Source organism: Halomonas sp. AOP43-A1-21 (genome assembly GCF_052376775.1).
Lineage (GTDB): Bacteria > Pseudomonadota > Gammaproteobacteria > Pseudomonadales > Halomonadaceae > Vreelandella > Vreelandella colorata.
In genome coordinates, this window is the sequence record NZ_JBQSWC010000027.1 from 1 (window position 1) to 25,342 (window position 25,342).

Below are 25,342 nucleotides of genomic sequence, written 5' to 3' on the forward strand. Positions count from 1 at the left end.
TCAGGATTTATAAAGAAGTCAGATTTAGCCATGCGTGGCTGAGCCAGCGGCCTGCACGTAGTAGCTCATCCTCCGTCGCGCCCGCATAGCCCAGCACAAGGCCCGCACGTTGAGGTTGCTTCAGATAATACCGGGATAGCGGGGAGAGCGTAATGCGTGCCTGTTGGGCCAGTTCAACCAGGCGCGCTTCCTGATTTAAATTCTCCAACTCGGCGATCAGGTGCATGCCCGCATGGCCTGAGGAGAGCTTTAACCCGGCGTCAGTAGCAGGGGCCAGTGCACGGCGCAGGCAGGCCTGGCGCTGACGATAGCTCATGCGCATTCGGGCGATATGGCGTGAAAAGTCACCTTTGGCAATGAACTCAGCAAGCGCCGACTGAATGGGATAGTTGCCTTCGCGGTGCAGGCGGGCGTGAGCCAACCGAAACGTATCGGCCAACGCCTCGGGCAGCACGATATAACCTAGTCTAAGGCCTGGGTAGAGCACCTTGCTGAATGTGCCGATATAGATGACGGATGCCTGTTCCGACAAGCCCTGAAGCGACGGCGTGGGCGGCGTGTCGTAGCGAAACTCGCTGTCGTAGTCATCCTCAATGACCCAGGCGCCGTGCCTGGCGGCGTGTTCGAGTAATGCCAAGCGCCGAGGAACCGGCATGGTAACGCCGCTCGGGTATTGGTGGGAGGGCGTGACGTAAATCAACCGCGGCGAAGGCGTATTAGCCGGACAGCACAACGGGTTCAGCCCGTCTTCATCGACTGGCACAGGGACAATGTTCAGTCCCGCTGCCAAAAAACAGGTTTGCGCGCCGCCGTAGCCGGGTTCTTCCATCCATACTGTGTCGCCGCTATCGGTCAGCAGCTGGGCCACCAGTTCGAATGCTTGCTGCGCGCCTTGCGTGATCACAATCTGCTTCGGGCGGCAGCGCACTGCGCGGGAAAGCGTCAGGTAATCACCCAATGCCTCTTTAAGCGCGGGCAAGCCGCCATGCGTTTGATAGGAAAGCCATGCTGTATCGGCCTGGCGATAGTGGCGCCTTAACAGGCGTTGCCACTGCGCGTGGGGGAACAGGTCCAGCCCCGGCACGCCGGGCGCAAACGCTTGATAGTGCTGGCTTAGCGTACCGCAACGATCAATCAGCGCCTGCCCACGTGTTGAGTAGCTAAACGCCGCGTCCAAAAGCGGCTTGGGATGAGCCGGTAGCGTAGGTAGGTTGGCCACATACATGCCTGCGCCCCGCCGAGAAACCACCAGCCCCTCGGCTAGGAGGCGGTCCATTGCTGCTAATACGGTATTACGGCTGATACCCAAGCCGTGAGCCAGATGCCGTGAAGAGGGCAAATGACTCCCGGCGGCCAGTTCGCCGTGTTGAATCCAACGGCGCAGCGCGCTGTAAAGCTGATGTACCAGCGTGGTTGTTCCTTGGGTGCCAATCTGTAGCGCCAAGGCATCAATAAGCCATTCACTCGACGGCGTTCGCTGCTTCACTGGTTCCCTCGCTATTTAATAAACTGGTTCTTCACCAAGAGCCACTATAACGAGAGACTTGCCTATTCCCACCTCTTTTTAAGGACCGCCACTGTGAATAATGTTCGGGCTGCCGTACTTGATGACTTGGACGCGCTTAGCGTGCTGCTGGATGACTATCGCCAGTTTTATCAGCAACAAAGCGACCTAAAGGGCGCTCGCTACTTTTTAAACCAGCGCTTTGGGTTGGGCGACTCGTTCATTCTGGTCAGTGAAGACGCATCGGGGAAAATCAGCGGCTTCGTGCAGCTTTTTCCCGGCTTATCGACGGTAGGCATGAATGCACGGTGGACGTTGAACGATCTTTACGTGCTGCCTGAGTACCGCAGCCAAGGCGTAGGCCGGGCGTTAATGGGCGCCGCCGCCGATTTGGCCCAGGACCACGGCGTCGCAAGACTGGTATTGATGACCCAGGTAGAGAATGAGCGCGCACAACGCCTTTATGAGTCACTTGGCTGGCAGCGTAATACCGCGTTTTATAGCTACCTGCTGGATGTAAGCCAGGAGCGCGTATGACCGAACAACCGGTGTCTTCTGTATTAGCGTTTCCATCCGCTACGCCAGCCGATATGGCCCAAATAATGTACGCAAAACTTTGCCACTATACCGATGCCTGGGATGTGGCCGAAGACCTGGCCAACGGCATCGACGCCATTGTCGTGATCGATACGCGCAGCCTTGAACACTACCGCGCCGGGCATATTCCAGGAGCGATAAGCGTGCCGCATCGAGAAATGACACCCGAGCGATTGGCGGAGCTTGATGCGTCGCGTGTTTATGTAACGTACTGCGATGGAATCGGCTGTAACGGGTCCACCAAAGGCGCGTGGAAGCTTGCCAACGCAGGGCTGAAAGTGAAGGAGCTACTGGGCGGGCTGGATTTTTGGCGTCGTGATGGGCATCCAGTCCAAACCGGTGACTTGCCAGGCAACCTGGCAAAAACGAGTGTTAATACCTGCGGCTGCTAATCGATAGATATGATTTCCTGGCCCAGCATTCACCGGGCCAGGATAGTGCTTACGCGTCGCTAAGCTTGCGGGCGCGGTGCAGGTTTTCCATGGTGTTCAGGCACGCCTGGGCGGCTTCTTTGCCTTTGGCCAGGAAGTGCTGGAAGTAGAAGTCGTGATGAGTGCTGTGCTCATGGAAATGGTGCGGCGTGAGCACCACCGAAATCACCGGCACTTGGGTGTCGAGTTGAACGCGCATCATGCCATCGATGACTGCGTGAGCGACGAAGTCGTGGCGGTAGATGCCGCCATCCACCACAAAGCCTGCGCCGACAATCGCGCCATAGCGGCCGCTTTCAGCCAATACTTTGGCCTGTAGCGGAATTTCATACGCGCCTGAAACGGTAAACGTATCCACTTGGTCTGCAGATAAGCCGTTACGCTCCACTTCCTCAATAAATGCCTGATAGGCCTGGCCGACGATGTCGTTGTGCCAATGGCCCTGAATAAACGCAATGCGCTGGGATGTAGTATGTGAGGAGAGTGCTAAAGGAAAGGTCTGATTCATGGTCATTCTCTTGGATAAGTGGTACCAGAATCAGGGCATTCGGCATCCGCCAATAGGCAAAACGCACGCCTTCCGAATGGAATAACGTCGTTGAGTTGATGCCGTTCTCTTTCATCCGGACTATCACCGTCGGCTTCGGTTTCTCACCGAATCTGCTGACCTCTCACTGGCAAGCCAGTAAGAGCGCTCGCGGGCTTAGGCCGCTTTCATTAGGAAAGGTACCATCACCGCCGGTGGGGACTTTCACCCCGCCCTGAGAACATTGCTGCATAGCAGCCTACCTATCTTACGCCGATTGTGAATGCGCAGCTAGAGGCCAGGTTAAACCTTGTCGAGCACGTTGTTTAATCGACCTGCTCGTGGGGTTCTGAAAGCGTACACACATCGACCCAATCGGCATCTACCAGCTCGGCAAGCCGTTTGGGGCACAGGCGCACGGCGCTATTAGAGGAACCTGCGGCGGGCAGTACTTCGTCATACGCCAAAAGCGACTCATCACAATAAACGGGCACGCTGGTCGCCAGACCAAACGGGCATACGCCGCCTACCGGATGGCTGGTGAGTTCCATTACCGTATCGGCATCCAACATTTTGGCTTTGCCATCGAAAACATTGCGAATTTTGCCGTTATCGATACGGGTGTTACCGGCGGCCACGATCAAAAAGGGGTTCTCGCCCACTTTGAAAGCAAGCGTCTTGGCGATTTGTCCGGGCTCAACCCCATGGGCTTTCGCTGCCAGGGACACGGTCGCCGTGCTCTCCTCCAGCTCGATAATTTCGATATCAGGGGCATGTTCTGCTAAAAAACTGCGAGCGGTTAATAGGCTCATTATCGGCTCCTTAGACGGTGTAGTTGTAGGTTAACGTGCTTTGTCCAAGTCAGCCAATCCAGGTGCCCGCGTTAGCGGGCATTGCGCTTCTATTGCCTCAAGCGTAGTGATTGTGTCTTTTCAGCTTCCGCTTTAGTGTTAGTGACGTGTCTCCCTGATAACAACAATGAGGCGTCCCATGATGACTGGAGCAAATAAAGAGATGAGTGAGCCCGATAAACAACAGAACGAAAGCCGTCGGGTAAGTCATCCGGTCAGCCGCTTTCACATTCCTGCCCTGAATGAGCTGCCCGCCGATATTCGTGAACGCATTGAAGGCGTACAGGAGAAAGCCGGGTTTATTCCCAACGTCTTTCTTACTCTGGCGCACCGCCCTGATGAGTTTCGGGCTTTTTTTGCGTATCACGATGCGTTGATGGAAAAAACGGGCAACTTGACGCTCGCTGAGCGGGAAATGATTGTCGTTGCGACCAGCGCTGCCAATCAGTGCCAGTACTGTGTGATTGCGCATGGCGCTATTTTACGTATTCGCGCTAAAAATCCGCTGGTGGCGGATCAGGTGGCGCTTAATTACCGCAAAGCGGATATTTCAGCCCGACAAAAGGCCATGCTGGATTTTGCTCTGAAAGTAACTGATCAAGCCTACGCCGTAGGCGAAGACGACTTTACTGCCTTGGCGGAGCATGGCTTCGATGAAGAGGATCTGTGGGATATTGCCGCGATTACAGCTTTCTTCGGTATGTCTAACCGGATGGCCAATGTCACCAATATGCGCGCAAACGATGAATTCTATACCCTGGGACGTTAATGCTTAATGAAAAAGCCCCTGGCCGCATAGCGGTGCAGGGGCATACGTTCACAGCGTAATAGGACTTATAGCGCGTCGACGACCTCGTCGATCTGAAGTTTCAGGCTTTGCAGACCACCACCCGACAGGTACCAAAGTGCGGGCGTTAGCACTACCAGGCGAGTCTCTGACGCGCCTGCATCCGATAACGCCTGCTCTAGCGCTTGTGTATCGGCAGCATCGTTACCGATGGCTGCGCTACGATCCACTACGAGCAGTACATCGGGATTGATTTCACCAATGGCTTCCATGGTGAGTGGTGTAAATGTGCGGTTGCCGCGCTGTACGCTGGTGACGCTGTCCGGCATTTCCAGTTTTTTGATACCCAGCACATCGTGCACGACCGGATGCGTATTTAGGCCCAGATTGCCATCGTTATGGGTCACAACCAGTACGCGTAATGCTTCATCCAACGCCTCGCGCTGACGTTCAATATCGGCATGCAGCGCTTCAAGAGCTTCTTCGGCGCGCTCTTCAGCCTCTACTTTGCTGGCGATCTGACGTACGTTGTCATCAAAGGCAGCCAGGTAATCGTCACCTTGTAAGCTGGTATTCATCAGCGGTGCAATCTCTTCAAATTCAGCTTCCCAGTCACCCTGGCGGCCAGTGTAAAGGATAAGGGTTGGCTCGCTTTGCGCGACAGCTTCAAGATTAGGGTCGCGCAGGCCGCCAAGGTCGGTATAAGCATCAGCGTTATATTTTGAAAGGTAATCAGGCAGTACTTGCTTGGGAATACCGACTACCTGCTCGCTAGCGCCGAGTGCATCAAGCGTATCCAAGCTGCCTAAATCGAAGGTGGCGATACGCTCCTGAGCATGAGCAATGGAGCTAACAGCGGTGAAAATCAGCGATGCAGCAAGAACCTGAGACTTCATGGATATTCCTTTTATGAGAAGATGTTTTATATGAGATATGTTCTCATAGTCTCAAGGAAGCCCTGCTTTGTCTTTATCTACATGAGGAACAGCGCGTTGCGAAATTTGATACGCCGCTGAAGTGAAAAATAAAATGAATATAAAAAAATTAAAATAAAAAGCTTAATTTTAATCAATGAGGCCTGTGTCACTCCAGGGTAAAGGAGATTGCCTTGCTTGCCGGTGTGTTAGGTAGATGCGCTATTTTTATGAGATGACTCTCAATAAGCTAATGCCGGTGGGGTTAACGAAGTCATATGGCCTTTTAGCGAGGGCTTGCTTATAGGTAGTCTTTTTTTGTTATTTAATAATTAAGAGTTATTGCGTTATCGTTTTTAAAACTCATATCGAGACATTTAAAATGCTACTTATTGGTTGTTTTTAGTTATATCTAAGTTTTAAATTTTGCGTTGACGTAATGTGATTCAGAGTGTTTATTGGAAGGAGCAATGCTTCTCAATAGTTATATTAGATGATTTTTATTTAAATAAATGATATCTATTGGAAAAAAACGATACTCAGATGAATCAAGCCACTTTATTATTGTCAGTCGTGATGAGCTGTATGGTTTTTATTTTTCCTATGAATAATTTAATTAACCAGTTAACAGGATAAGAACTGGTGTCGTTAGTTTATGGCTGGCTGTGGCCATATATTAATTATACCTTCTTTTTAATGTTGACTAAGGTCGATGCACTATGCCCGTTTTGAATGCATTGGTTCAGTATGATGAAGATAAAGGGCGCGAAAGAATATCTTATACCTCCTTTCGTCGTCAGCGCCGCAATGTTTACATTTTATATATTCTTGCTTCGCTGTTGCTGTGCAGCCTCTTTGCTTGGTTACTTTACGAGCAGCGTCTGCAAGAACTCAATTCCGTAGAGTCTCACAGCGCTGCCCGGTCAAGCATTATCAGCGAGTGGGTGAAAAGTGTCTTCTCACAAAGTAATCAGGCGCTTTTAAGTGTTGATGAACTCGCTGATCTTCAGGGGATGCCCATTGAAGCCACAGCAGGACAAATGGTAAAAGCGCTAAATGATCGGCGTCACTATGCACCGTTAGTCCAAGGGATTAGTTTGCTTGATACTCAGGGTACTGTACTTGCCAGCAGTGGCAATAACCGTTATGAGGGGATTAATTTAAGTGATAGTGATTTCTTTAAGATCTTAAGCAATCCTGATAATAGTCGTCAGGAAGACGTAGTCACTCCGCTTCAATGGACGGGGGAGGAGCCTGCGTACGTACTTTATCATGCACGACGCTTAACCGATCAAACGGGCTCCTTTATGGGCGTAGCGGTGGCGAGCGTAGCCCCTCAAATATTTGCAGATACCATTAACCAAATGCAAATAGAGGCCGGTGAAAGTATCGCCTTGATTGACCCAACGCTTAGGTTAATCGCCAGGAACCCTGGCCTAGATGAGCACACGCAAATAGGGGCGCAGCTAGATGGACCCACCGTGCAACGTATTGTGGATAGCGGTCAATTGCTCTGGTCAAACACCATGTGGTCTTCTTTGGATAATCGAGAGCGTTTTTTTTGGATACAGAAAGTCCAGGGTTATCCGTTGTGGATAGTGGTCGGCATGGATATGGAACAGATTCTGGCACAGTGGTATCAGCGATTAGCTATTTTAGTTGGCATCTGGGCCTGCATTGTCGTACTCGGAGCTTGGGGAGTACATCATTACGTCAATCGGCTAAAACTCGCCTTGTTATTACAGTATCGCCTTCAGGAGCTTGAACAGGCACGCGCTCGAGCTCAAGCAGGAGAAGCCCATCTTCAGGCACTTATTGACTCTATTCAGGATCTGATTTTTGTTTTTAACACGCAAGATCGGATTACCTATATGCATGTATTGCATAATGAAATGACAATAAAGGGCGACACTGGCTTGATCGGGAAACACTATAACGAGATTCTTTCGCCTGATTTAACCAAACGCTTTAATGCTGTGTTCGAGCAGGTAAAGTGGCATCGCAAAGCCGTCACTATTGAATATCCGCTGATGGTGCTCAATGGAGAACTGTTTTTTCAGGCAGTGGTAAGCCCTCTGGTGCGTGCCGATGGCAGCTTCTCGGGTACATTGGTGGTGGCGCGGGATATCACGGAAGCGAAAAAGAGCGAAATAGAACTGAGCATTGCTGCGGCATCGTTTCAAGCCCATTTGGGCATTATTATCACCGATGCCCAAGGCACGATACTTAAAGCAAACCCTACGTTCACCCAAATTACCGGCTATGCCGAAGACGAGGTAATTGGTCATAATCCCGATATGTTTGGCGTGAGGCACCATGGGCCTAGCTTCTACCATCAGTTATGGCGCAGCGTAAAAAAATATGGGCGCTGGGAAGGTGAAGTGTGGAGTCAGCGTAAAAACGGTGATGTATTCCCCGAATGGTTGGCGATTAGTTCAATTAGTAATGCTGATAACCAATTGACCCATTACGTGGCGACCATCGTAGATATCAGTGAGCGTAAAGCGGCCGAACAGGAAATCCATCAGCTGGCATTTTTTGATTCTGTCACGGGACTTGCGAACCGTCGGCTGTTTATGGACCGCTTGGAGGTTGCGCTTAAAGAGGTGGTTCGCCACCGCAGCTATGGGGCGCTGCTGTTTATCGATATTGACCATTTTAAGCAAATTAACGATGTTTTGGGCCATCCCATCGGTGATCATCTGCTTAAGGGGGTCGCGCGTCAGCTCAGCCAACAGCTGCGTGAAAGCGATACACTGGCGCGATTGGGCGGAGACGAATTTGCGGTACTGATACAGTCCCTGGATAACGACCCGGTCAAAGCCGCACAGCTTGCAGAGCGCATAGCCCATAAGCTGATGGCAACAATACGGCGTACCAGTACGCTGATCGATCACTCCATCAGCGTGAGCGCCAGCATAGGCATTACGCTTTTAAGCCACTCGCCAACCGGGCAAGATGAGTACCTTCAGCAGGCTGATATGGCGCTCTTTCAGGCGAAGGCGAAGGGGCGCGACACGCTGTGCTTTTTTGACCCCGTGATGCAGGCCGCCCTGTTGGCCTCAATTCATTTGGAGCGCGATTTACGCCAAGCGCTAGTACTTCATCAATGGCAGCTTTACTACCAACTCCAGGTCGATATCAATGGGAATGCCATTGGTGCTGAGGCGCTGTTACGTTGGCAGCATCCAGAGCGTGGTCTCGTCTCTCCAGAAGAGTTTATTCCTTTGTTAGAGAGTACCGGCCTGATCAGTGAAGTAGGCGCATGGGTGCTAGAAAAAGCCTGTTACCAGTTGGCGCTTTGGGCGCAGAATGACCAGCTGTGTCATTTGACCATGTCGGTTAATATTAGCCCGCTGCAGTTTCACGATATTGAATTTATCCCCCATGTTAAGGCTATTTTTAACCGCTCCAAGGCCCCGCTTGAACGCTTAAAGCTTGAAGTGACGGAGTCGCTCTTTTTAGAGCCAGATGACAACGCGCACGATAAAATGCTTAGTTTAAAAGCGCTGGGCGTGCGCTTCTCACTGGACGATTTTGGCACTGGCTACTCATCACTTGCCTATTTGGCGCAGCTGCCATTGGATCAGCTCAAGATCGACCAAACTTTTGTGCAGCAGGTGCTGACCAGTAGCGCTAACGCGGCGATTGTCGAGAGTACTATCGTACTGGCGGAAAGCCTTGATCTGGAGATTATTGCCGAAGGGGTAGAAACCCGAGCACAGCAGGCATGGCTATTGGCCCATGGCTGCTGTGCTTACCAGGGTTACCTGTTTGGTCGTCCTGTTACGCTTGAAGAATTCGAAGCGCAGCTTGCTGCTGCATAATTCTAACTATTTTTATGCAGTTCTAACTATCTTGATGCACTGCCGAGGCGCCAAGCTGTGTCGCGAGTGTCTGGATATTCGGCACGGCGTTACCAAAGGCTTCAGGAATAATCACTTCCAGGCGAGAGTCCTGGCGCCAGGTGCTGCTGTCTATTTCCAGCGCGCCATCGGCACGGTTAAGCCGCTGCCAGCCGCTAGAGGTATGAAAAACCCCTTTGATCCGCGCCTGTCGGGGTAACTCTCCCAGGCAATGCGCTAAGTGATCGATATCAAAACACTCGTTCGGGTGCCAGCGTAAGCCCAGGCTTATATAGCCAAGAGCAGTGCCGGTTTCCTGCTGCGGCGCGCCCTTGGCCGGTGGAAAATCAAAAAAACCACCGTCAAGACTGGGCGGGGCAATAAGTGTGCGGTGCGCTTCAGGCATGGCTAACTCATGTGCATCACTTTGGCCACTGCCCGTTAAGCGCTCCAGCGGCAGGCTGCCGTTAGCGATCTGTTCAATCCATTTGCGTGGCGGCCAGAGCGCTTCAACAAACTGCTGGGCAGCTTGTTGCTGTTGGCTTGTGCACTGATCAAACATGGTAAGCGCCACGGCATCCGCTATGGCCAGCTGATCTTGAAACGTTTCGTGCGTTCGTGCACGCGGGTCGTCCAGGCGGCGAGGGTCTAACGTGGCAATAATATCGTGTACCTCGACCACATCATGGAAAGCTTCGCCACGTAACAGGTCGAGTAACCCCGCCGGATGACCGAGCCCCGAGGGTTCAATAATCACGCGGTCAGGTTTACTTCGTGCGAGCAGATTCACCAACGCCGCCTGGAGTACAAAGGCAAGCTGACAGCACAGGCAGCCACCGGGCAGGCCTTTGATAACGACATCGTCGCGCTGATCAAACATGGCCTGATCAATGCCAATTTGGCCAAACTCATTGACTAGAATGGCCCACTTTTCATCCGCCGGTTTTTGCTCAATCAGGCTGTGAATAAGCGTGGTTTTGCCACTGCCTAAAAAGCCGGTAATGATATGCACCGGCACTTTTTTTGACGCTGCCACGCGTTAACCTCCGGTCATATTCATAAAGCGCACGACCTGAACGTCACCGTCGGTCGTGAAGTGGTGGCGCTCTGGTTTAAGCGGTAGCGCGTTGACTATAGCTTCTTTGAGCCGCGCTATATCACCGGGGTAGCGGCGCATTACTGCGCGCAAATCGACCGAATGCTCATTGCCTAAACAGAGCAGAAGGCGGCCTTCAACGGTGACCCGGACACGGTTGCAGGTGTCGCAAAAATTGTGGCTGTGCGGGGAAATAAAGCCAACCCGGCTGTTGCTATCGGCCATTTTAAAATAGCGCGATGGGCCTGGGGTGGTTTCAGTCGTAGGCGTTAAGGCGTAACGCTTTTCAATCAGCGCTTGAACGTCATCACTTGAATAAAAAGTTTCCGCCCGGGAGTGGTCGGACACGTCGCCCAGCGGCATTTCTTCAATGAAGCTGATATCCAGCCCTTCATTACGCGCAAAATCGACCAGATCCAGCACTTCATCGTCATTGCGGCCTTTGAGAATGACTGCGTTCAGCTTGATGCGCGTAAATCCGGCTTCCTGAGCGGCGTGAATACCGTCAATCACACGCGCTAAATCCCCGGTGCGGGTGAGCTTCTTAAAGCGTTCAGGATCAAGCGAGTCAAGGCTGATATTGAGGCGACGCAGCCCGCTGGCATAAAGCCTGCTGGCATGTTTGCGAAGGCTGGCGCCATTGGTCGTCATTGTGAAGTCGTTAAGCCCTGGGAGCGCGCCTATTTCGTCCACAAGCTGCTCGATACCGCGGCGCACCAGGGGTTCGCCACCGGTCAGGCGGATTTTTTCCACGCCCAGCTCGGTAAACGCGCGGGCAATCTGGCTGATCTCCTCAAGCGTTAGCACCTGCGCACGCGGGAGAAAGGTCATTTCTTCACTCATGCAGTACACGCAGCGGAAATCGCAGCGGTCGGTCACCGAGATGCGGACATAGCTAACCCGGCGACCAAAGTCATCAATTAGTTGCTCGGTCATTGCCATCTCAAAAGTGGTTGAATGCAGACGATCTCGCCAGCTTGCGCACCGTCCTGATCCGCGGGTAGTTCGATCAGACAGTTAGCGGCGACCATCGAACTTAAAATGCCTGACCCCTGAGCACCGGTGGTGCGTACATGGAGCACACCCTGTGTATCGCTATGATAAACGCCGCGCAAAAAATCGGTGCGCTGGTAGCGGCTTTTAAGCACTTCATCAGCGACAGCGTATAGCCTAGGGGGCGGGGTAATGGCCAATGCCTGCAGGTGGTGTAATAGGGGGACTACAAACTGGTAAAAGGTTACCATGACAGCCACCGGATTACCGGGCAAGCCCATAAAGGGCGTGCGCGACTCGCCCAGCCAGCCACAGGCCAGGGGGCGCCCTGGGCGTAACGCTACCCGCCAGAAAGCCAGCTGCCCCAGTTGTTCAAGCGCTGCCCGGGTAAAATCAGCCTGGCCCGCCGATACGCCGCCACTGGTCAATACCAGGTCGCTCACTTGGGCGGCCTCTGAGAGTGCCGCCTGTATCGCCTGCGGGTTATCCGGAAGAATGCCTAGATCGATAACCTTTGCATTCTGCTCGGTTAATAAGCCCATCAGGGTAAATCGATTGGCATCATAAATGCTGGCGCTTTCGAGCGGCTCGCCAGGAGCCGTGACCTCATCGCCCGTGGAAAACAGCGCAACGGTTGGCTGCTTGATGACCGCGATACTGGCCACCCCTAGTGAGGCGAGCAGACCCATCGCGGGGGCATCCAAACGTTTTCCCTTAGCCAGCGCCATGCTGCCTGCCGCAATATCTTCCCCTGCCATGCGCACGTTCTGGCCACGCTTAACACGCTCAGGCGTATTGATTGTAAGGTGCTGGGCATGCTCGGTGAGCTGCTCGCCCATGATAACCGTGTCGGTACCCAGCGGTAGTGGGGCACCGGTGGTGATATGCACGCAGGCCCCAGGCGGTACGTGTGTGTCAAAAGCGCGCCCGGCGAGCGAGCTGCCGATAAGCGGCCATTGATGTTGAGGCGTATCGGGCCAGGCAAGTGCTACGCCATCCATCGCGGCATTGGTATTTTGCGGGACGTTAATTGGCGCTATAACGTCCTGTGCCAAGCGCCGCCCGTGGGCCTGACTTAAATCGATAACTTCACTGGGCAGGGGCCTTTCAATCAGCGCGGACAGCGCTTGGCGAGCCTCTTCCACACTTAACATGTGTTCGCCAAGCTCAAAGCAGGAGAGCGTCACAATGCCCCCTTGGGCGCCATCAGCTGCGCTTCCAGGCGAATTTTATCTTCTTGCGTATTCAGATTGGTAAAGGCATTTGGGCAGTCAGACATATCCACCTGGCTAAGTGCATGGCGTTTATACCACTGTTGGACTTTACGCTCGCCGCTTTTAAGCGCCATATGTAGATCATCAGCAAGCGCTGTGCGTATTAAGGCAACGGTTGGGTGAAGACGCTGGCCATCGAACGCCACTGCGATATCGGCGTTTTGGAGGCCTGCCAGCATTCTTGCGACCACGTTATCTGGAAGCAGAGGCGTATCGCAAGGAGCTATTAGAAGCCACGGCGTACTTGCAGCACACAGTCCGCTATAAATGCCCATTAACGGGCCGTGAAAGCCGGCTTCTACATCGCTGATCACGCGGCCAAATAGGCGGTAGGCATCAATATTGCGGTTAGCGCTAATCAGCAGTTCAGCGACTTGTCCTTCAAGCTTGGCGGCCGTATGGGCAAATAGGGGCAGCCCTGCAAAGGGCTCCAGGCCCTTATCGCGCCCGCCCATGCGGCGGCCTTCACCGCCAGCAAGCACCATGCCGGTTAACGCCTGGGTCGTGATCATCGGCATGCCTCCTGTAACAATGGGCGAGGATTAACAAGATTGGTCAATCAGCCGCGCCACTTCTAAGTGTAGATCCCTTATCGCTATGATGGCGGGCAGGGACCTTATTTGTCTATGCGTTAGATAATTGATGGTAAGCACGATGACCCATATCAATCAGCGGGTTCGCCTGCCTAGGTTATCTAAGTGAACAGCGCCGATAAGCGTTGTCTTTTGGTATGCTGCACGAAAGTTACTTTTCATACGGAGAACGCTAATGTCAGATTTTAACGAGCTTGATCAGGGTACCCGCACCGAGCTTGAGGCTGCCGCCTTTCGTCGCTTACTGCGCCATCTGGACGACAACAAGGATGTTCAGAATATCGATCTGATGATCCTGGCGGATTTTTGTCGTAACTGCCTTTCAAAGTGGATGGTAAACGCGGCGGAAGAGCGCGGTAAGTCGCTGGATTATGAAGCCGCCCGTGAATACGTTTACGGCATGCCCTACAGCGAGTGGAAAGAGCACTATCAGGCAAAAGCAACGCCTGAGCAGCTGGCCGCGCTGGAAGCCCGTCAAGCCAAGAAAGAATATCAGGAGTAAGCCTATGGAGCCGATGGTTGCGCTTAAAATAGCCATACTGACCATTTCAGATACGCGTACTGAAGAGAGCGATCGTTCAGGCCAACTGCTGGTCGAGTGTTTGACAGCAGCGGGCCATCAGCTTGCCGATAAGCGCATTGTGCCAGACGATATCTATCAGATTCGTGCGGTCGTGGCCCAGTGGATTGCCGATGCCGAAGTGCAGGTCGTTATTACCACTGGCGGCACCGGCTTTACCGGCCGAGATTCCACGCCGGAAGCCGTATCGGTGCTGCTGGATAAACGCATCGAAGGGTTTGGTGAACGCTTTCGTCAGCTAAGCGGCGATGAGATCGGCAGCTCGACCATTCAAAGCCGATGTCTGGGTGGGTTAGCCAACGCGACCGTACTATTTTGCCTGCCAGGGTCAACCGGTGCCTGCCGTACGGGCTGGGAGAAAATTTTGAAGGAACAGCTGGATAGCCGCCACAAGCCATGTAACTTTGCCAATCTGGTCATCCCTGGCCGAGGTCAGCATGGCTGATTTGCAGTCGATAAGTGCCGCCCTTGAAGCGTTGCTGGCCGGTGTAAACCCTGTTGAGGCTGAAAGCGTGTCGCTTGACGCCGCCGCTGGGCGAGTACTTGCCGCCGATGTGATGGCGACGTTGAACGTGCCGCCCTTTGATAATAGCGCAATGGATGGCTATGCGCTGCGTGCCAGCGATGCCGGCCAGTGGCTGCCGATTAGCCAGCGTATTGCAGCAGGCGCAAAGTCCGCCCCGCTTGCCCCTGGCAGCTGCGCACGGATTTTTACCGGCGGTGAGCTGCCTGAAGGGGCTGACTGTGTGGTGATGCAGGAGCGCGTCAGCGTTGAGGCTGACAAGGCCTTGATACCGGCGAATATCCCGGTGGATGACAACGTGCGCCGCCAAGGGCGTGATGTTCGTCAGGGCGAATGTCTACTCAAGAAGGGGCTACGCTTGGAAGCGGCGGCGCTCGGGCATTTGGCAGGGCAGGGCATCACCCATGTTAGCGTGCGTTCTCGCCCGCGGGTTGCGCTGCTCTCAACCGGCGATGAGATCGTTGACCCGGGCACGCCGTTGGCGCCGGGTCAGATTTATAACTCTAATCGGCCGATGTTAAAGCGTCTGCTTGAGAATTTTGGAGCTGACGTTGTGCGGGTAATGAGCGTGCCGGATGACTACACCCAGACAGTGGCGCTATTAACCCAGGCGGCCGCCGAGGCGGATGTGGTCGTTAGTACCGGGGGCGTAAGCGTAGGCGAAGAGGACCACGTTAAAGCAGCGCTTGAGCAGTTGGGGCAGATGGATTTATGGCGCCTAGCCATACGCCCAGGCAAGCCTTTGGCATTAGGCCGCGTGCCCCGGGACGATGGAAGTGAAGCTCGGTTTATCGGCTTGCCAGGCAATCCGGTATCGGGGTTTGTGGGTGCCTGGCTTTTTTTGCGCCCGCTTATGGGAGTGCTGATGGCCTGTCCCGCGCTTGCTGAGTTACCCGCGCTAACGGCGACGGCAAATTTTGATACATCGACCGGGCCGCGCCAGCACTATATGCGCGTTTCTCTGCGCTTCACGCCCGTGGGCTTAGTGGCCGATGCGTTTGCCGACCAGAACTCCGGTGTGCTGTCGTCGTGTATTGAGGCCGATGCTTTTGCGGTCATTCCGCCTAATGATCAGGTCAGGCAAGGCGATACCGTTAACTGTTTGTGGCTTGCGGTGTAAGCAAGTGTGCATCCAATAGCAGTACAAGCGTTTGCTGCTCAAAAGTAGCCCCGCACAAGGCAGCATGAGGGCGGCGTGCTTTCAAAAGTGGCGGCAAGGGATGTAGTTCGCTGGCTGCAAATGAGTGCAACGTCACCGGATGACTAACGCCTAATTGCCAACTACCCTCGGTGTCGTTAAGCGTGAGCCAGTGAGTGGCGGGCGCAGTATGTTGAAACAGTAGCGCGGCGGCCTCTATATAACGAGAGGCACGAGGCTGGTCTGACATACTCATGACATGGCGGGCTTCCAAGGCCGCCCGGAATGCCCCTGCGCTGAACAACACCATTGGCACAGCGCCTTGAGGTGCGCTATTACTAAGCAGCTCCAAAGGCATGGCTATCCCAGCCCGTCCTGATAAGCCTTGAACAAGGTTTCAGCATCCAGCAGTACGGCAGTGACGCCTTCGTCGAGTTGCCAAAGAGCGCTGACATACGGGCGCAGCGCACTTGAAAGCGTATCCGGTGGCGGTTGAAGCAGGCTGGTAGGCACATCGCATACATCATCTAGCTGTTCAATACGCACGCCGCTGCAAATGCCTGCTGCCGATACCAGTAAGATCATTCCTGGCTGGGTGCCGCTGGGTAAGGGTAAACCCAGCAAAACGTTGAGTTGAATGACCGACTCAATATGTCCGCGTAGATGCAGCACGCCTTCTGTCGTAGTGGGTAAGCCAGGAACAAAATACACGGGTTGATCATGGCTAATAATTTCTTTAACCACACCGCCAGGGAGCGCAAATCGTTGACCGGCTACTCTAAATAGCACCAGCTGTTGGCTAGGTTCTTCTACATCGACAATAGATACGTTTTCATCATGCTCGGCAAGCGCCTGCTCAAGCGTGAGGCTGCCGGGCTCATTCGCAGGCGGAGGCGTCATGATCTAACTCCTGGCTGGTCGTTACCTGGTTGCGTCCTTGACGTTTTGCGCGGTAAAGCGCTTGGTCGGCGGCTAAGCGCAGTGACTGGGTAGAGGGATGGGCGGGGAAGTCACTGATCCCAACGCTAAAGGTACAGCGAAAGCTCACTTCGCCAGCATAAAAATCCACTTGTCCAAAGTCATTGCGCAAGTTGTCCATTAATTTAACCGCTTGCTCGGTGCTTACGTCCTTTAGCAAAACGACGAATTCTTCGCCTCCATACCGGCCAATAATATCAGATAGCCGAAAGCGTGTTTTCAGTAGCCTTGCCAAGGTGATAATGACTTGATCACCGGCTAGATGACCATAGGTATCGTTCACTTCTTTAAAATGATCGATATCGATCATTGCCATGGCGTGTTGGCGGCCATTGCGGTGCGCCTGGATTAACGCTTTATTGATTAAATCAGTCGTCGTGCTGTGATTGTAAAGGCCGGTCATACTATCTTGGGTCATGAGCGAGCGTAGCAGGCGCAGGCGCTCAGCGCGCAAGTGGACCGCTGAAACGAGCTCGGCGGGTATGACAGGCTTGGTAATAAATGCCTCAACCCCCGCCGTCATCGCCGACATTTGCTTCTGGCTATCGGTTTCGCTGGAAAGATAAATAATCGGTAGGCCAACATGTTCGGGCTGCTGGCGAATAATGGTCGCCAGCTCTTCGCCCGAGCAAACCGGCATATACACATCCACCAGCATTAAATCGGGGCAAAAACGCTCAAGTGCACTGAGCGCATCGTTAGGATGATATACCTGCTGGACCACCATGCCAGCTTCTTCAAGCAGCAGCGCATGGTATTCGGCCGCCTCGCTCTCATCATCGACAATTAAAATGCGTAGCGGCTCTTCACTTATGGGGGAGGTGAGCTCATCAATTGCGAGCATCAAATCAAGAGGCTTGACCGGCTTGGTGAAATACCCGTCACACCCGGCACGCACCGCACTTAGGCGTGAATGGAAATCGCCGTGGCCGGATAGAACGATTGATGGTAACTGCTCCCCGGTCAGCTTATTTAAACTGGTTAACGTCTCGGTACCCGCCGTTTGGCCATGGGGAAACTGCACATCCATAATGACGGCATCGGGGCGGCGGGTCAGCACGGCATTAAAAAATGATTCGGTAGTGGCAAAGTGAACGACTTCATGGCCGAAGCAGCGCAAATGGTGCATCAGCGAATTAATATGCTCAGGTTCATCGTCACATAAATAAATAAGCCGTTGGCGTTTGCTGCGCTTCTGTTCAGGCTGGTGTGGGAATTCAACGCTATTGAGACCTGCCATAGCGGCTTGCTGACCCTGGTGGGTTTGCAGGTACACCAGCTCGTCTTTTAACTGGTTAAGAAGATTAACGATACGCGTATCAATGTCGGCCCTTTGAGGGTCAGTGGTCAGTGCTTCTTCTGCCTGCTCAGCAAACAGCGCAATACGCTCAAAGCCTAATGACCGTCCGGTTCCCTTAAGGCTATGGAAAAAGCGATGAAGATCAGGCGCAAGGCGTGACTCTGCCTCGCTTGATTTAAGGCTTAACTGCCACTGTTCAGTGGTTTTCTCCAATCGCGCAGGAAGTTGGTTGATAAAACGCTGGCGCAGTTGGTTAAGCTTTTCATGCAGCGAAAGGGCCGGTGGTGACATCAGGCTACCTGAGCAGTTGGGCGAACATCATAAGCATATCAAATGTTATCGACTAATGGCTGAATGCATGATTAATGGCTTGGGCTAACGTGCTATCGAGATTGTCATCTTTTTGTAAGCAGGCGGTTAAATGAGGATTATCCAGGGCGCGGGGTGGTGGCGCATCTCCGGTCAGTAAAATAAACGGTAGCGTGACTTCCTGCTCGCGCAGCATCTCTAAAAGGGCGAGTCCATCAATCAGCGGCATATGCATATCGCTGACGATAAGCTCGATATCAGGCGTACTGTCCAGTTGGCTAACCGCTTCCATGGCGTCGGGGGTTATCACTACTTCATGGCCTAACGCTTCAAGGTATGCTGCCGTAATTTCACCCGCCAATGGGTCGTCGTCTACGACCAGAATATGCATGTAATGCCTCATTTAAATGAAAGATAATACGCTAACCGAGTAAGGCTTTAAGCGTATCTACCAAGTTATTTTGGTCAAAGCTGCCTTTGACAATATATGCGTCAGCACCCACTTCGATACCGCGCCGACGGTCGGCTTCTTTTTCCCGCGACGTGATAATAATAATTGGCTTATGAGAATAAAGCTCGCTTTCACGCAGTCGGGCGGTAAGCGCAAAGCCATCCATGATGGGCATTTCAATATCGGTCAGTACGGCATCAAAGGGTTCCGCGAGCGCTTTGGACAGGCCGTCTCTGCCGTTTTCAGCCAGCGTTACCTGATAACCCCAGGCCTCTAACACGTCTTTTTCAATTTCGCGGGTATTCAATGAGTCATCCACCACTAAAATGCGGTGTGCCTGTGGCGAAGGCGTTGTTTCATAGGCAGTGCGCTGTGTGGAACGTCGACTGCGTTCAATGAGAGCGGGTACATGCAATAGGCTGATCAGCTCGTTACGCCCTTGGGAGACCATGCCAGAAACCAGGGGTAAATGGCGTAAATGTAACGGTAACGGTTTAATTACCATATCACGTTCGTCAACTAGCGCATCGACCATCAAGGCGAGCTTTTGATGACGTTGGTGAACTACAAGTAACAGCACTTCCGGCACTTGCGCTTGGGGCGTGGGAAGCTCGAGCAGGTCGGCCAGGGCAATGACTGGCACAAACTCATTGCGTAGGATCAGCGTGGTTTGCCCCGCAGCATCAATAAACGTCTCGGGCGAGCGTTTAACGAGTTCTGCTACAAAAGGCGCGGTGACGCCTAGGGTAAGGCCTCCAACGCTGATTAATAAAACGCGCATCATGGCAAGCGATAGCGGTAGACGCAGGGTGAAACGAGCGCCGTCCCCCGGTTCACTGCTTAACTGAATATCCCCGCTTAGCTCATCCACCACGGTGCGTTTAACCACATCCATGCCTACACCACGGCCCGAGAAATCGGTAATCATGGCTTTCGTTGAGAAGCCAGGCAGAAAGATCAAATCCAACGTTTCCTGCTCGCTAAGTGCCGCTAACGCTTCTTCGCTGATCAGTTGCTTGGTAAGCGCTTTTTGGCGTACCGCTTCTAAACAGATGCCCGCGCCGTCATCATGCATTTCAACGATCACCCAGCCACCATCCTGCCAGGCTTCCAGCGTCAGCTGGCCACGCGCCGGTTTGCCCTTTGCCTGACGCTCGTGGGGAGACTCAATGCCATGGTCGAGTGCGTTACGCAGCAGGTGAATGAGCGGATCTGACAGGCGATCAATCATCTGCCTATCAAGCTCAATTTCACTACCTCGTACCCGGCAGTCAACGTGTTTGCCCAATGAATGGGCAAGCTCTCTGGCCATTTGCGATAGTGGGTCAAACACAACGTTAAGGGGCAGCATTCGCATCTGCAGTGCGCGATCGTGGAGGTCACTCATCAAGGTGTCGTGGGCTAAAACGCTATCTTTTAGCTCGCGGTTAAACGCGTTAAACGGAGCCTGTTTATCCGCCGGTAATGTAGCGCTTAATTCACTCGCCTGGACCACTAGGCTGTGTAGGTGATGGTGCCCAGAAAGTACTTCGCCCATCAAGCGAATCACATCGTCCAGGCGGTCAAGACGCACGCGAACGGTATCGCTTAGGCGTAAATCAGCCGTGGCATTGGAACTCGCCCGTGTCGTTGAGCGGGCGGGCGCTTCCGTCAGTGGCGCTGAAATCTCTAGAGGTGGCTCAACCTCTTCAGATGCCCCCTCAGGCAGAGGCTGACGGTTACTGGCTGCCTGTTCAAGCGCCTGACAGAGCGCTGCATCGGCTTCAGGCAGCGATTCGGGCGCAGCTCCTTGAGTTAACTGATTGATCATGTCCGCCAGGCCGTCAGTCGCTTGGTTAAGCAGGCTGATGACCTGGGCATTGGTGGTTTGGGTGCCATCGCGCAGCGCACTAAGCAGCTCTTCCGTACTATGCGCAAGTGCTGTGATCGGAAAAAGCTTAAGCATCCGTGAGGAGCCTTTAAGCGTATGCGCGGAGCGAAACAGCTCGTTAATCAACTCCTGGTCGGCCTGGCCCTGTTCTAACGCATTAATTCCCTTGCGTAGACGGGGCAGGTGATCTGCGGCTTCTTCTATAAACCGTTGTATAAATCGCCGGATATCCAGTGCCATTAGCCCACTCCCTGTGTGGCAAGCATTGTGTTTAGGTAGCGCTTTGCTAAAAAATACGCATCGCCTGGAGGAAGAGGTGACGCGATGGTCTGTAGGCTACCGTTTGCAGTGGGCGTTTCATTGAGTAATCGGACAACCGTGCTATAGCCCTGCTGGCGCTGAATAGGGTCATCGGTTAGTTCGCCCTGACGAAAAAGCTCGGCTTTATAAAAATGCGCTGGCCAGCAGTCAGGGGCGACATAGATAGCCCGTTTGAAAAACGTGTAAGCCTCCTCAAACGCGTTTCGCCACCGCGCCACAAGCCCAGCCAGAAGCAGTGTGTCCACAGACCAGGGGTGTTGGGCCAACAGCTCTTCAAGTAGGTCGGCGGCTTCCTGAAAAGCATTTTGATTAAGCAGTTGGTGGGCACGTTGGAGCTGGTTACTAAAAGACGCATCTGAAGGCGACGGCACTTCTTCAAAAGCCGCAGGACTATTTGTAACAACAGTAATAGCCGGTGCTGTGTGGGTAAGTATTTGCCGTTCAGGCTCAACCCGAGACTCAATCTGAGGCTCAACACTGGACGGGAGAGCAGAAATTTTGAAAGGCTGAAAATAGAAAAGGCCTTGAGTCTGAACCAGTTCTAATACGCCTAAGTCGTTACCCAGCGTTTCCGTAACACCGCACAGCAGAATGCCTTCAGGGGCAAGCCGCTGATGTAAATGTTGTTGGATACGTCGCCGCGTTGGCTCATCGAAATAGATAGAAACGTTACGAAAAAGAATAACGTCAAAAGGGCCATGCGCATTAACGCTTTCAGGCTGTAGTAGATTAAAAGGGTGGAACGTTACCCAGGAGCGTAATGACTCGCAGATCTTATAATGGTTTTGATGATGACTGAAATAGCGTTGCTTGAGCGCCGGATGCAGTGCGCGAAACGCCAAGCCGCTATAGATACCCTGGCGCGCCTTGGCCAGCACTTGCTGGTCTACATCGCCTCCCGATAGGGTGAATAGCTGGGTGGCACGTTCGCCGTAGCGCTCAAATAGCGCCATTGCCAAGCTATAAGGCTCCTCGCCCGATGAACACCCTGCACTTAGAATAGCAAGCGGCGCGCCTTTCTCGGCCAAACGTTGGGGCAAGTAGGTGTCAACCAGCCAGTTAAGGGCCTTGGGCTCGCGGAAGAAGTACGTTTCGTTAATCGTCAGGTGGCTAATAAACGTATCAAACAGGGCGTCATCCAGCTCAAGCTTGGCGATCATTAAAGCTGCATCGCTTAGCCCCGTTATACTGGAGAGTATTTCAATGGCTTTGCTTAGCCGGGCTTCTGCGACACCTTCCAGCTGTAACCCACAACGCTTTAACACTAGCGCTTTAAACAGGGGCAGCGTGTTCATAACGGTGCTTGCCATAGAGGCTCGTTGCCGCGCACTTCACAAAGCAAGCGGTCAGGCAGATCTTCAAGAGCCAATATATGTTGAATGACGCCTGCGTTAACCGCTTCCTGATTCATGCCATAAATCACCGAGCTAGCTTCATCCTGAGCAAGCGTTTGACCGCCCGCCAGCTGAATTGAGCGCATGCCGCTTACCCCATCGCGTCCCATGCCCGTTAGAATTAGGCCTATCGCATCTGCTCCATATACGTTGGCAACGCTCGTCAGCAGTATGTCGCCGCAGGGATGATAAAGCGCATTGGCCGGGCTTTCCTGAAGCTGAAAGCGGTGTTGTGAGGTAACGCAGAGATCGCTTTCTGATGGCGATAAGTACACCCTTCCAGGCAGCAGGCGCTCGCCGTGCCGGCCAACACTGACCGGCATGGCGCATAGTGTTGCTAGCCACCGCGCCATGCCTTCAATAAACCCGTGGCTGATATGCTGGGCGATCACGATCGGGGCGGGAAACGTGGCTGGCAAGCGGTTAAGCAGACGCGCCAGGGCTTGAGGACCGCCCGTTGAGCAAGCAATCGCGATAATCCGTCGAAAACCTCGGGACGCAGTTGCATTGACGGCCGTCGTGGCAGTCCGCACCGGGGGTGGTGGGGTGGTATAGCGGCGGCGCAGCCGAGTAATTACTGCCACGCCTGATAATAGCCGCACCCGCGCCAGCAGCCATTCAGCATCGTCACTTTCCAGCATGGGCTTGGGCATGACCTCAAGCGCGCCCACCTCAAGCGCTTGATAAGCCGTTTGGGCATCCGCGCGATCGCTGACCACCAAAATTGGCACTCCTTTGGTGTGCATGATCTCTTCGATAGCGCTCATGCCGTCCATATCGGGCATGTTGAGATCCATGGTAATCAGCTGTGGTGATAAGCGTCGGGCAAGCTCGACGGCTTCAAGGCCGTTGCTTGCTTCGCCGACAATTTCAATATCGCCATCACGAGTGAGAATCGCGCGCAACACATCGCGAGCCACGCGGCTATCATCTGCAATCACAACCCGAATGGCTCTCATCGTGGCGTCCTCATGAGCGGCGTGAATTATCTGCTCCTTGTTGTGCCAGAGTAAACTCTTGTACCAACGAGTTGAGTTCCGCTGACATTTGAATCATCTCTTGGCTGATCTCAGTAATACTGCGTACCGATTGAGCACTGCGGGAACTGGCCATATCAATATCGCGCAGCGCAATGACTACCTGATTACTGGCGGTTTTTTGCTGCTGCGTGGACAGCGATATCTGCTGAGCCGCGCTGCTGGTCTGGCTTGCTGCCTTGAGCAGGGCATCTAGATCCTGCGCGGTACTCATGCTGACTTCAACGCCTTCTTCAATAGAAGAGGCGCCTTTCTCAGAGGCCACCACCAAACGGTTGATGGCGCTCTGGATATCGTCAGTGTGGCTCTCGATCTCCTGGGTGGAGTCCGTCACGCTATCTGCTAAGCGGCGAATTTCACTTGCCACGACCGAGAACCGGCGGCCTGACTCACCGGCACTTGACGCTTCAAGTGCTGCGTTAAACGCAATTAGCTTGGTTTGGGCCGCCAGTGTATTGATCAGCTCCATCACCTTGTTGATCTGTTTAGATTTGGCGCCTAACGCGACAATTTCCGCCAGGCTATGCTCGCTGTCACTACGTATATTCTGCATTTTTACCTGCAGCAGCTGCATGGCCGTGCTGCCTTTACGGCTACGCTCAAGGGTGTGATTGGCAACGTCTACCACCGACTGGGAATGATCGGCAATTTGGGTCGACGATGTGGAAAGCTCTTCCATGGTCGAGGTGATCTCGGCAACCGATGAGGCCATTTCTTCAACGGCGGCGGCCATGGTCTGATTGGCTTCATGGGTAATGTCGCCGCCATGAACGCCTGACAATCCGGCCGTTTGAGCCAGTTGGTCAGCTACTCGCGTCAGCGCATGAGCATTATTGGAAACGGCCAGAATCGCCCGTGATAAACGCTCTAACAGCGCATTGGTTTGGTTGGCCAAATCACCAAGCTCCGCTCGGTCGTCCGTTTCAACACGCCGGGAAAGATCCAGGCTATGAGTAATTTGCTTTAACTGACGCTGAAAGTGAATAAGCGGTCGAATGAGCCTGCCGGTGAGCGGGTAGAGGATCACTAGGCCGATCAACAGGATTAATAACCCAATCCCTGTTGAAGCTAAAAAGCGCTCACGGGAGGCTGTTAAGTACTCTGACTTGGAGACTTCCACCTTTAAGTAGCGCTGTAGCTGCGGCAGCCACACCGTACTCATCAAATAGACATGGTTGTCGCGTTCAATCTCGTACACCGTTGAGGTATTGCCCTGTTGTGCCAGTTGCTCAGGCGTTTGGCTACGCAGCGCCTCAATATCGGTTTCATCGCTACGCACCAGCAGTTCGCCTTCAGCGTTTAGCAGGGCAGCACGGCCCGTTTTTCCCAGACGGAAGTTTTCAATCAGAAGAGCAAGGCGTGACAAATCAAGACCTGCGCCCGCTACCAGCAGCGGGCGGCCATTGACGGCGTTTTGAGTGCTACGGAAGTTCAAAAAGACAAAGGCCTCCTCTGTCGAGAACGTGTCATTGTCTAAATTCAGCTCAAAAAGTTCCCCGTTGTCAGTGAACTGATAATACCAATCGTCGGCGCCTCCAGTAGGCTCAAGGGTACGCTGTAAAAACTCGCCATCACGATACTGAAAGTAGTAGCCACGGCCCTGGTATTGCGCGGCAATAAACAGAAGTTCGGTACCCAACTGGTCCATCATGCGCGATAGATAGATTTCTACTTCAGCCTGACGCTCTTCTGGAAAACCGTCACGCGTCCACTGCTCGATAAAGTAGCTATTGGCCAGATTCTCGGAAAGCGCCAGCGCAGGGCTTAAATTTAGGCTGAGGTGGGCTGCAAGGCTTTCTGCCTGAGCCGGCAATTCTTCGTTGATAAGTGCATCAAGGCGCGCCTGACCATAAGAGCGAGCCTGCAGGTAAAGGGCAACCAGCATTGCCAACGCTAGTACTGTCCCAAAAGAGATAAAAAGCCTTAGCCGCAGAGGCAAAGATTTCCAACGCGCCGTCATTATCAAAATTGCTCCCAGTTGGCCGATGCCCGTCAGGGCTAAGTAGGCCTAATAGTACCGCGGATGAGCG

General features: G+C 53.3%; 23 protein-coding genes and 1 riboswitch. Of the genes, 7 read left to right on the forward strand and 16 right to left on the reverse strand.

From position 1 onward, the window contains the following. Positions 1-7 precede the first annotated feature (7 nt). Positions 8-1,486 carry a MocR-like pyridoxine biosynthesis transcription factor PdxR gene (gene pdxR / locus ACT3R7_RS14635; protein ID WP_193091512.1) on the reverse strand — a complete coding sequence of 493 codons (1,479 nt, stop codon included), beginning with the start codon at positions 1,484-1,486 and terminating at the stop codon, positions 8-10. A gap of 93 nt (positions 1,487-1,579) precedes the next feature. On the opposite strand from pdxR, the gene ACT3R7_RS14640 reads away from it, so the two are divergent. Both ACT3R7_RS14640 and ACT3R7_RS14645 read left to right on the forward strand, forming a co-directional pair. Next, entirely contained in the window at positions 1,580-2,041 is a 462-nt protein-coding gene (locus tag ACT3R7_RS14640; protein ID WP_192536579.1) for a GNAT family N-acetyltransferase, read from the forward strand. After that, positions 2,038-2,493, forward strand: a complete 456-nt coding sequence (locus ACT3R7_RS14645) for a rhodanese-like domain-containing protein (RefSeq protein ID WP_192536578.1) — start codon at positions 2,038-2,040, stop codon at positions 2,491-2,493. The genes ACT3R7_RS14640 and ACT3R7_RS14645 overlap by 4 nt, the downstream gene beginning before the upstream one ends. Before the next feature lie 49 nt (positions 2,494-2,542). Here ACT3R7_RS14645 and ACT3R7_RS14650 read toward each other — a convergent pair whose 3' ends face one another. Then, positions 2,543-3,040 (reverse strand): 6,7-dimethyl-8-ribityllumazine synthase, encoded by a 498-nt coding sequence (locus ACT3R7_RS14650; RefSeq protein ID WP_018917075.1) that lies wholly within the window; start codon positions 3,038-3,040, stop codon positions 2,543-2,545. A 99-nt stretch (positions 3,041-3,139) separates the two neighbouring features. After that, positions 3,140-3,305: riboswitch (FMN riboswitch) on the reverse strand. 79 nt (positions 3,306-3,384) lie between these two features. Then, complete coding sequence (locus ACT3R7_RS14655; RefSeq protein ID WP_192536577.1) at positions 3,385-3,870, reverse strand: YbaK/EbsC family protein; 486 nt, start codon at positions 3,868-3,870, stop codon at positions 3,385-3,387. Between the two features lie 178 nt (positions 3,871-4,048). Between ACT3R7_RS14655 and ACT3R7_RS14660 the strand changes: the two genes are divergently transcribed. Beyond that, positions 4,049-4,678 carry a peroxidase-related enzyme gene (locus tag ACT3R7_RS14660; RefSeq protein WP_407648047.1) on the forward strand — a complete coding sequence of 210 codons (630 nt, stop codon included), beginning with the start codon at positions 4,049-4,051 and terminating at the stop codon, positions 4,676-4,678. Between the two features lie 65 nt (positions 4,679-4,743). Here the strand turns inward: ACT3R7_RS14660 and ACT3R7_RS14665 are convergent, their stop codons facing one another. Next, a complete protein-coding gene (locus ACT3R7_RS14665; protein WP_192536576.1) occupies positions 4,744-5,592 on the reverse strand; it encodes an ABC transporter substrate-binding protein in 849 nt (282 codons plus the stop codon). Positions 5,593-6,329: 737 nt separating this feature from the next. Between ACT3R7_RS14665 and ACT3R7_RS14670 the strand changes: the two genes are divergently transcribed. Next, positions 6,330-9,437: an EAL domain-containing protein gene (locus ACT3R7_RS14670; protein WP_193091513.1), complete on the forward strand. Its 3,108-nt coding sequence runs from the start codon at positions 6,330-6,332 to the stop codon at positions 9,435-9,437. A gap of 22 nt (positions 9,438-9,459) precedes the next feature. Here the strand turns inward: ACT3R7_RS14670 and ACT3R7_RS14675 are convergent, their stop codons facing one another. From ACT3R7_RS14675 to mobA, 4 genes are read right to left on the reverse strand one after another with little or no spacing between them, the layout of a single operon-like run. Then, positions 9,460-10,491: a CobW family GTP-binding protein gene (locus ACT3R7_RS14675; RefSeq protein ID WP_192536574.1), complete on the reverse strand. Its 1,032-nt coding sequence runs from the start codon at positions 10,489-10,491 to the stop codon at positions 9,460-9,462. Positions 10,492-10,494: 3 nt separating this feature from the next. Next, entirely contained in the window at positions 10,495-11,487 is a 993-nt protein-coding gene (moaA, locus tag ACT3R7_RS14680; protein WP_192536573.1) for a GTP 3',8-cyclase MoaA, read from the reverse strand. Continuing rightward, on the reverse strand, positions 11,484-12,731 hold the full coding sequence (moeA, locus tag ACT3R7_RS14685; RefSeq protein ID WP_193091514.1) for a molybdopterin molybdotransferase MoeA: 1,248 nt from the start codon (positions 12,729-12,731) through the stop codon (positions 11,484-11,486). The genes moaA and moeA overlap by 4 nt, the downstream gene beginning before the upstream one ends. Beyond that, a complete protein-coding gene (gene mobA / locus ACT3R7_RS14690) occupies positions 12,728-13,330 on the reverse strand; it encodes a molybdenum cofactor guanylyltransferase MobA (RefSeq protein WP_192536571.1) in 603 nt (200 codons plus the stop codon). The genes moeA and mobA overlap by 4 nt, the downstream gene beginning before the upstream one ends. Positions 13,331-13,586: 256 nt before the next feature. On the opposite strand from mobA, the gene ACT3R7_RS14695 reads away from it, so the two are divergent. From ACT3R7_RS14695 to ACT3R7_RS14705, 3 genes are read left to right on the forward strand one after another with little or no spacing between them, the layout of a single operon-like run. Continuing rightward, positions 13,587-13,913 carry a DUF1244 domain-containing protein gene (locus tag ACT3R7_RS14695; protein ID WP_192536570.1) on the forward strand — a complete coding sequence of 109 codons (327 nt, stop codon included), beginning with the start codon at positions 13,587-13,589 and terminating at the stop codon, positions 13,911-13,913. A gap of 4 nt (positions 13,914-13,917) precedes the next feature. Then, on the forward strand, positions 13,918-14,436 hold the full coding sequence (gene moaB, locus ACT3R7_RS14700) for a molybdenum cofactor biosynthesis protein B (protein WP_192536569.1): 519 nt from the start codon (positions 13,918-13,920) through the stop codon (positions 14,434-14,436). Then, positions 14,429-15,634, forward strand: a complete 1,206-nt coding sequence (locus ACT3R7_RS14705; protein ID WP_192536568.1) for a molybdopterin molybdotransferase MoeA — start codon at positions 14,429-14,431, stop codon at positions 15,632-15,634. Before moaB ends, ACT3R7_RS14705 begins: the two co-directional genes overlap by 8 nt. On the opposite strand, the gene ACT3R7_RS14710 is transcribed toward ACT3R7_RS14705, so the two are convergent. From ACT3R7_RS14710 to ACT3R7_RS14745, 8 genes are read right to left on the reverse strand one after another with little or no spacing between them, the layout of a single operon-like run. Next, positions 15,609-15,962, reverse strand: a complete 354-nt coding sequence (locus ACT3R7_RS14710; RefSeq protein ID WP_225735995.1) for a hypothetical protein — start codon at positions 15,960-15,962, stop codon at positions 15,609-15,611. The two genes, ACT3R7_RS14705 and ACT3R7_RS14710, sit on opposite strands and share 26 nt — an antisense overlap. 50 nt (positions 15,963-16,012) lie before the next feature. Continuing rightward, entirely contained in the window at positions 16,013-16,552 is a 540-nt protein-coding gene (locus tag ACT3R7_RS14715) for a chemotaxis protein CheW (RefSeq protein ID WP_192536566.1), read from the reverse strand. After that, positions 16,530-18,221, reverse strand: coding sequence for a diguanylate cyclase (locus ACT3R7_RS14720; protein WP_192536565.1), 1,692 nt, complete (start codon positions 18,219-18,221; stop codon positions 16,530-16,532). The genes ACT3R7_RS14715 and ACT3R7_RS14720 overlap by 23 nt, the downstream gene beginning before the upstream one ends. Positions 18,222-18,273: 52 nt before the next feature. Beyond that, complete coding sequence (locus ACT3R7_RS14725; protein ID WP_192536564.1) at positions 18,274-18,630, reverse strand: response regulator; 357 nt, start codon at positions 18,628-18,630, stop codon at positions 18,274-18,276. Between the two features lie 31 nt (positions 18,631-18,661). Next, positions 18,662-20,800, reverse strand: a complete 2,139-nt coding sequence (locus ACT3R7_RS14730) for a hybrid sensor histidine kinase/response regulator (protein ID WP_192536563.1) — start codon at positions 20,798-20,800, stop codon at positions 18,662-18,664. Further along, positions 20,800-22,176, reverse strand: coding sequence for a CheR family methyltransferase (locus ACT3R7_RS14735; RefSeq protein WP_192536714.1), 1,377 nt, complete (start codon positions 22,174-22,176; stop codon positions 20,800-20,802). The genes ACT3R7_RS14730 and ACT3R7_RS14735 overlap by 1 nt, the downstream gene beginning before the upstream one ends. Then, a complete protein-coding gene (gene cheB / locus ACT3R7_RS14740) occupies positions 22,173-23,234 on the reverse strand; it encodes a chemotaxis-specific protein-glutamate methyltransferase CheB (RefSeq protein ID WP_192536562.1) in 1,062 nt (353 codons plus the stop codon). Before cheB ends, ACT3R7_RS14735 begins: the two co-directional genes overlap by 4 nt. 10 nt (positions 23,235-23,244) lie before the next feature. After that, a complete protein-coding gene (locus ACT3R7_RS14745) occupies positions 23,245-25,272 on the reverse strand; it encodes a methyl-accepting chemotaxis protein (RefSeq protein ID WP_193091515.1) in 2,028 nt (675 codons plus the stop codon). Between the last annotated feature and the right edge of the window lie 70 nt (positions 25,273-25,342).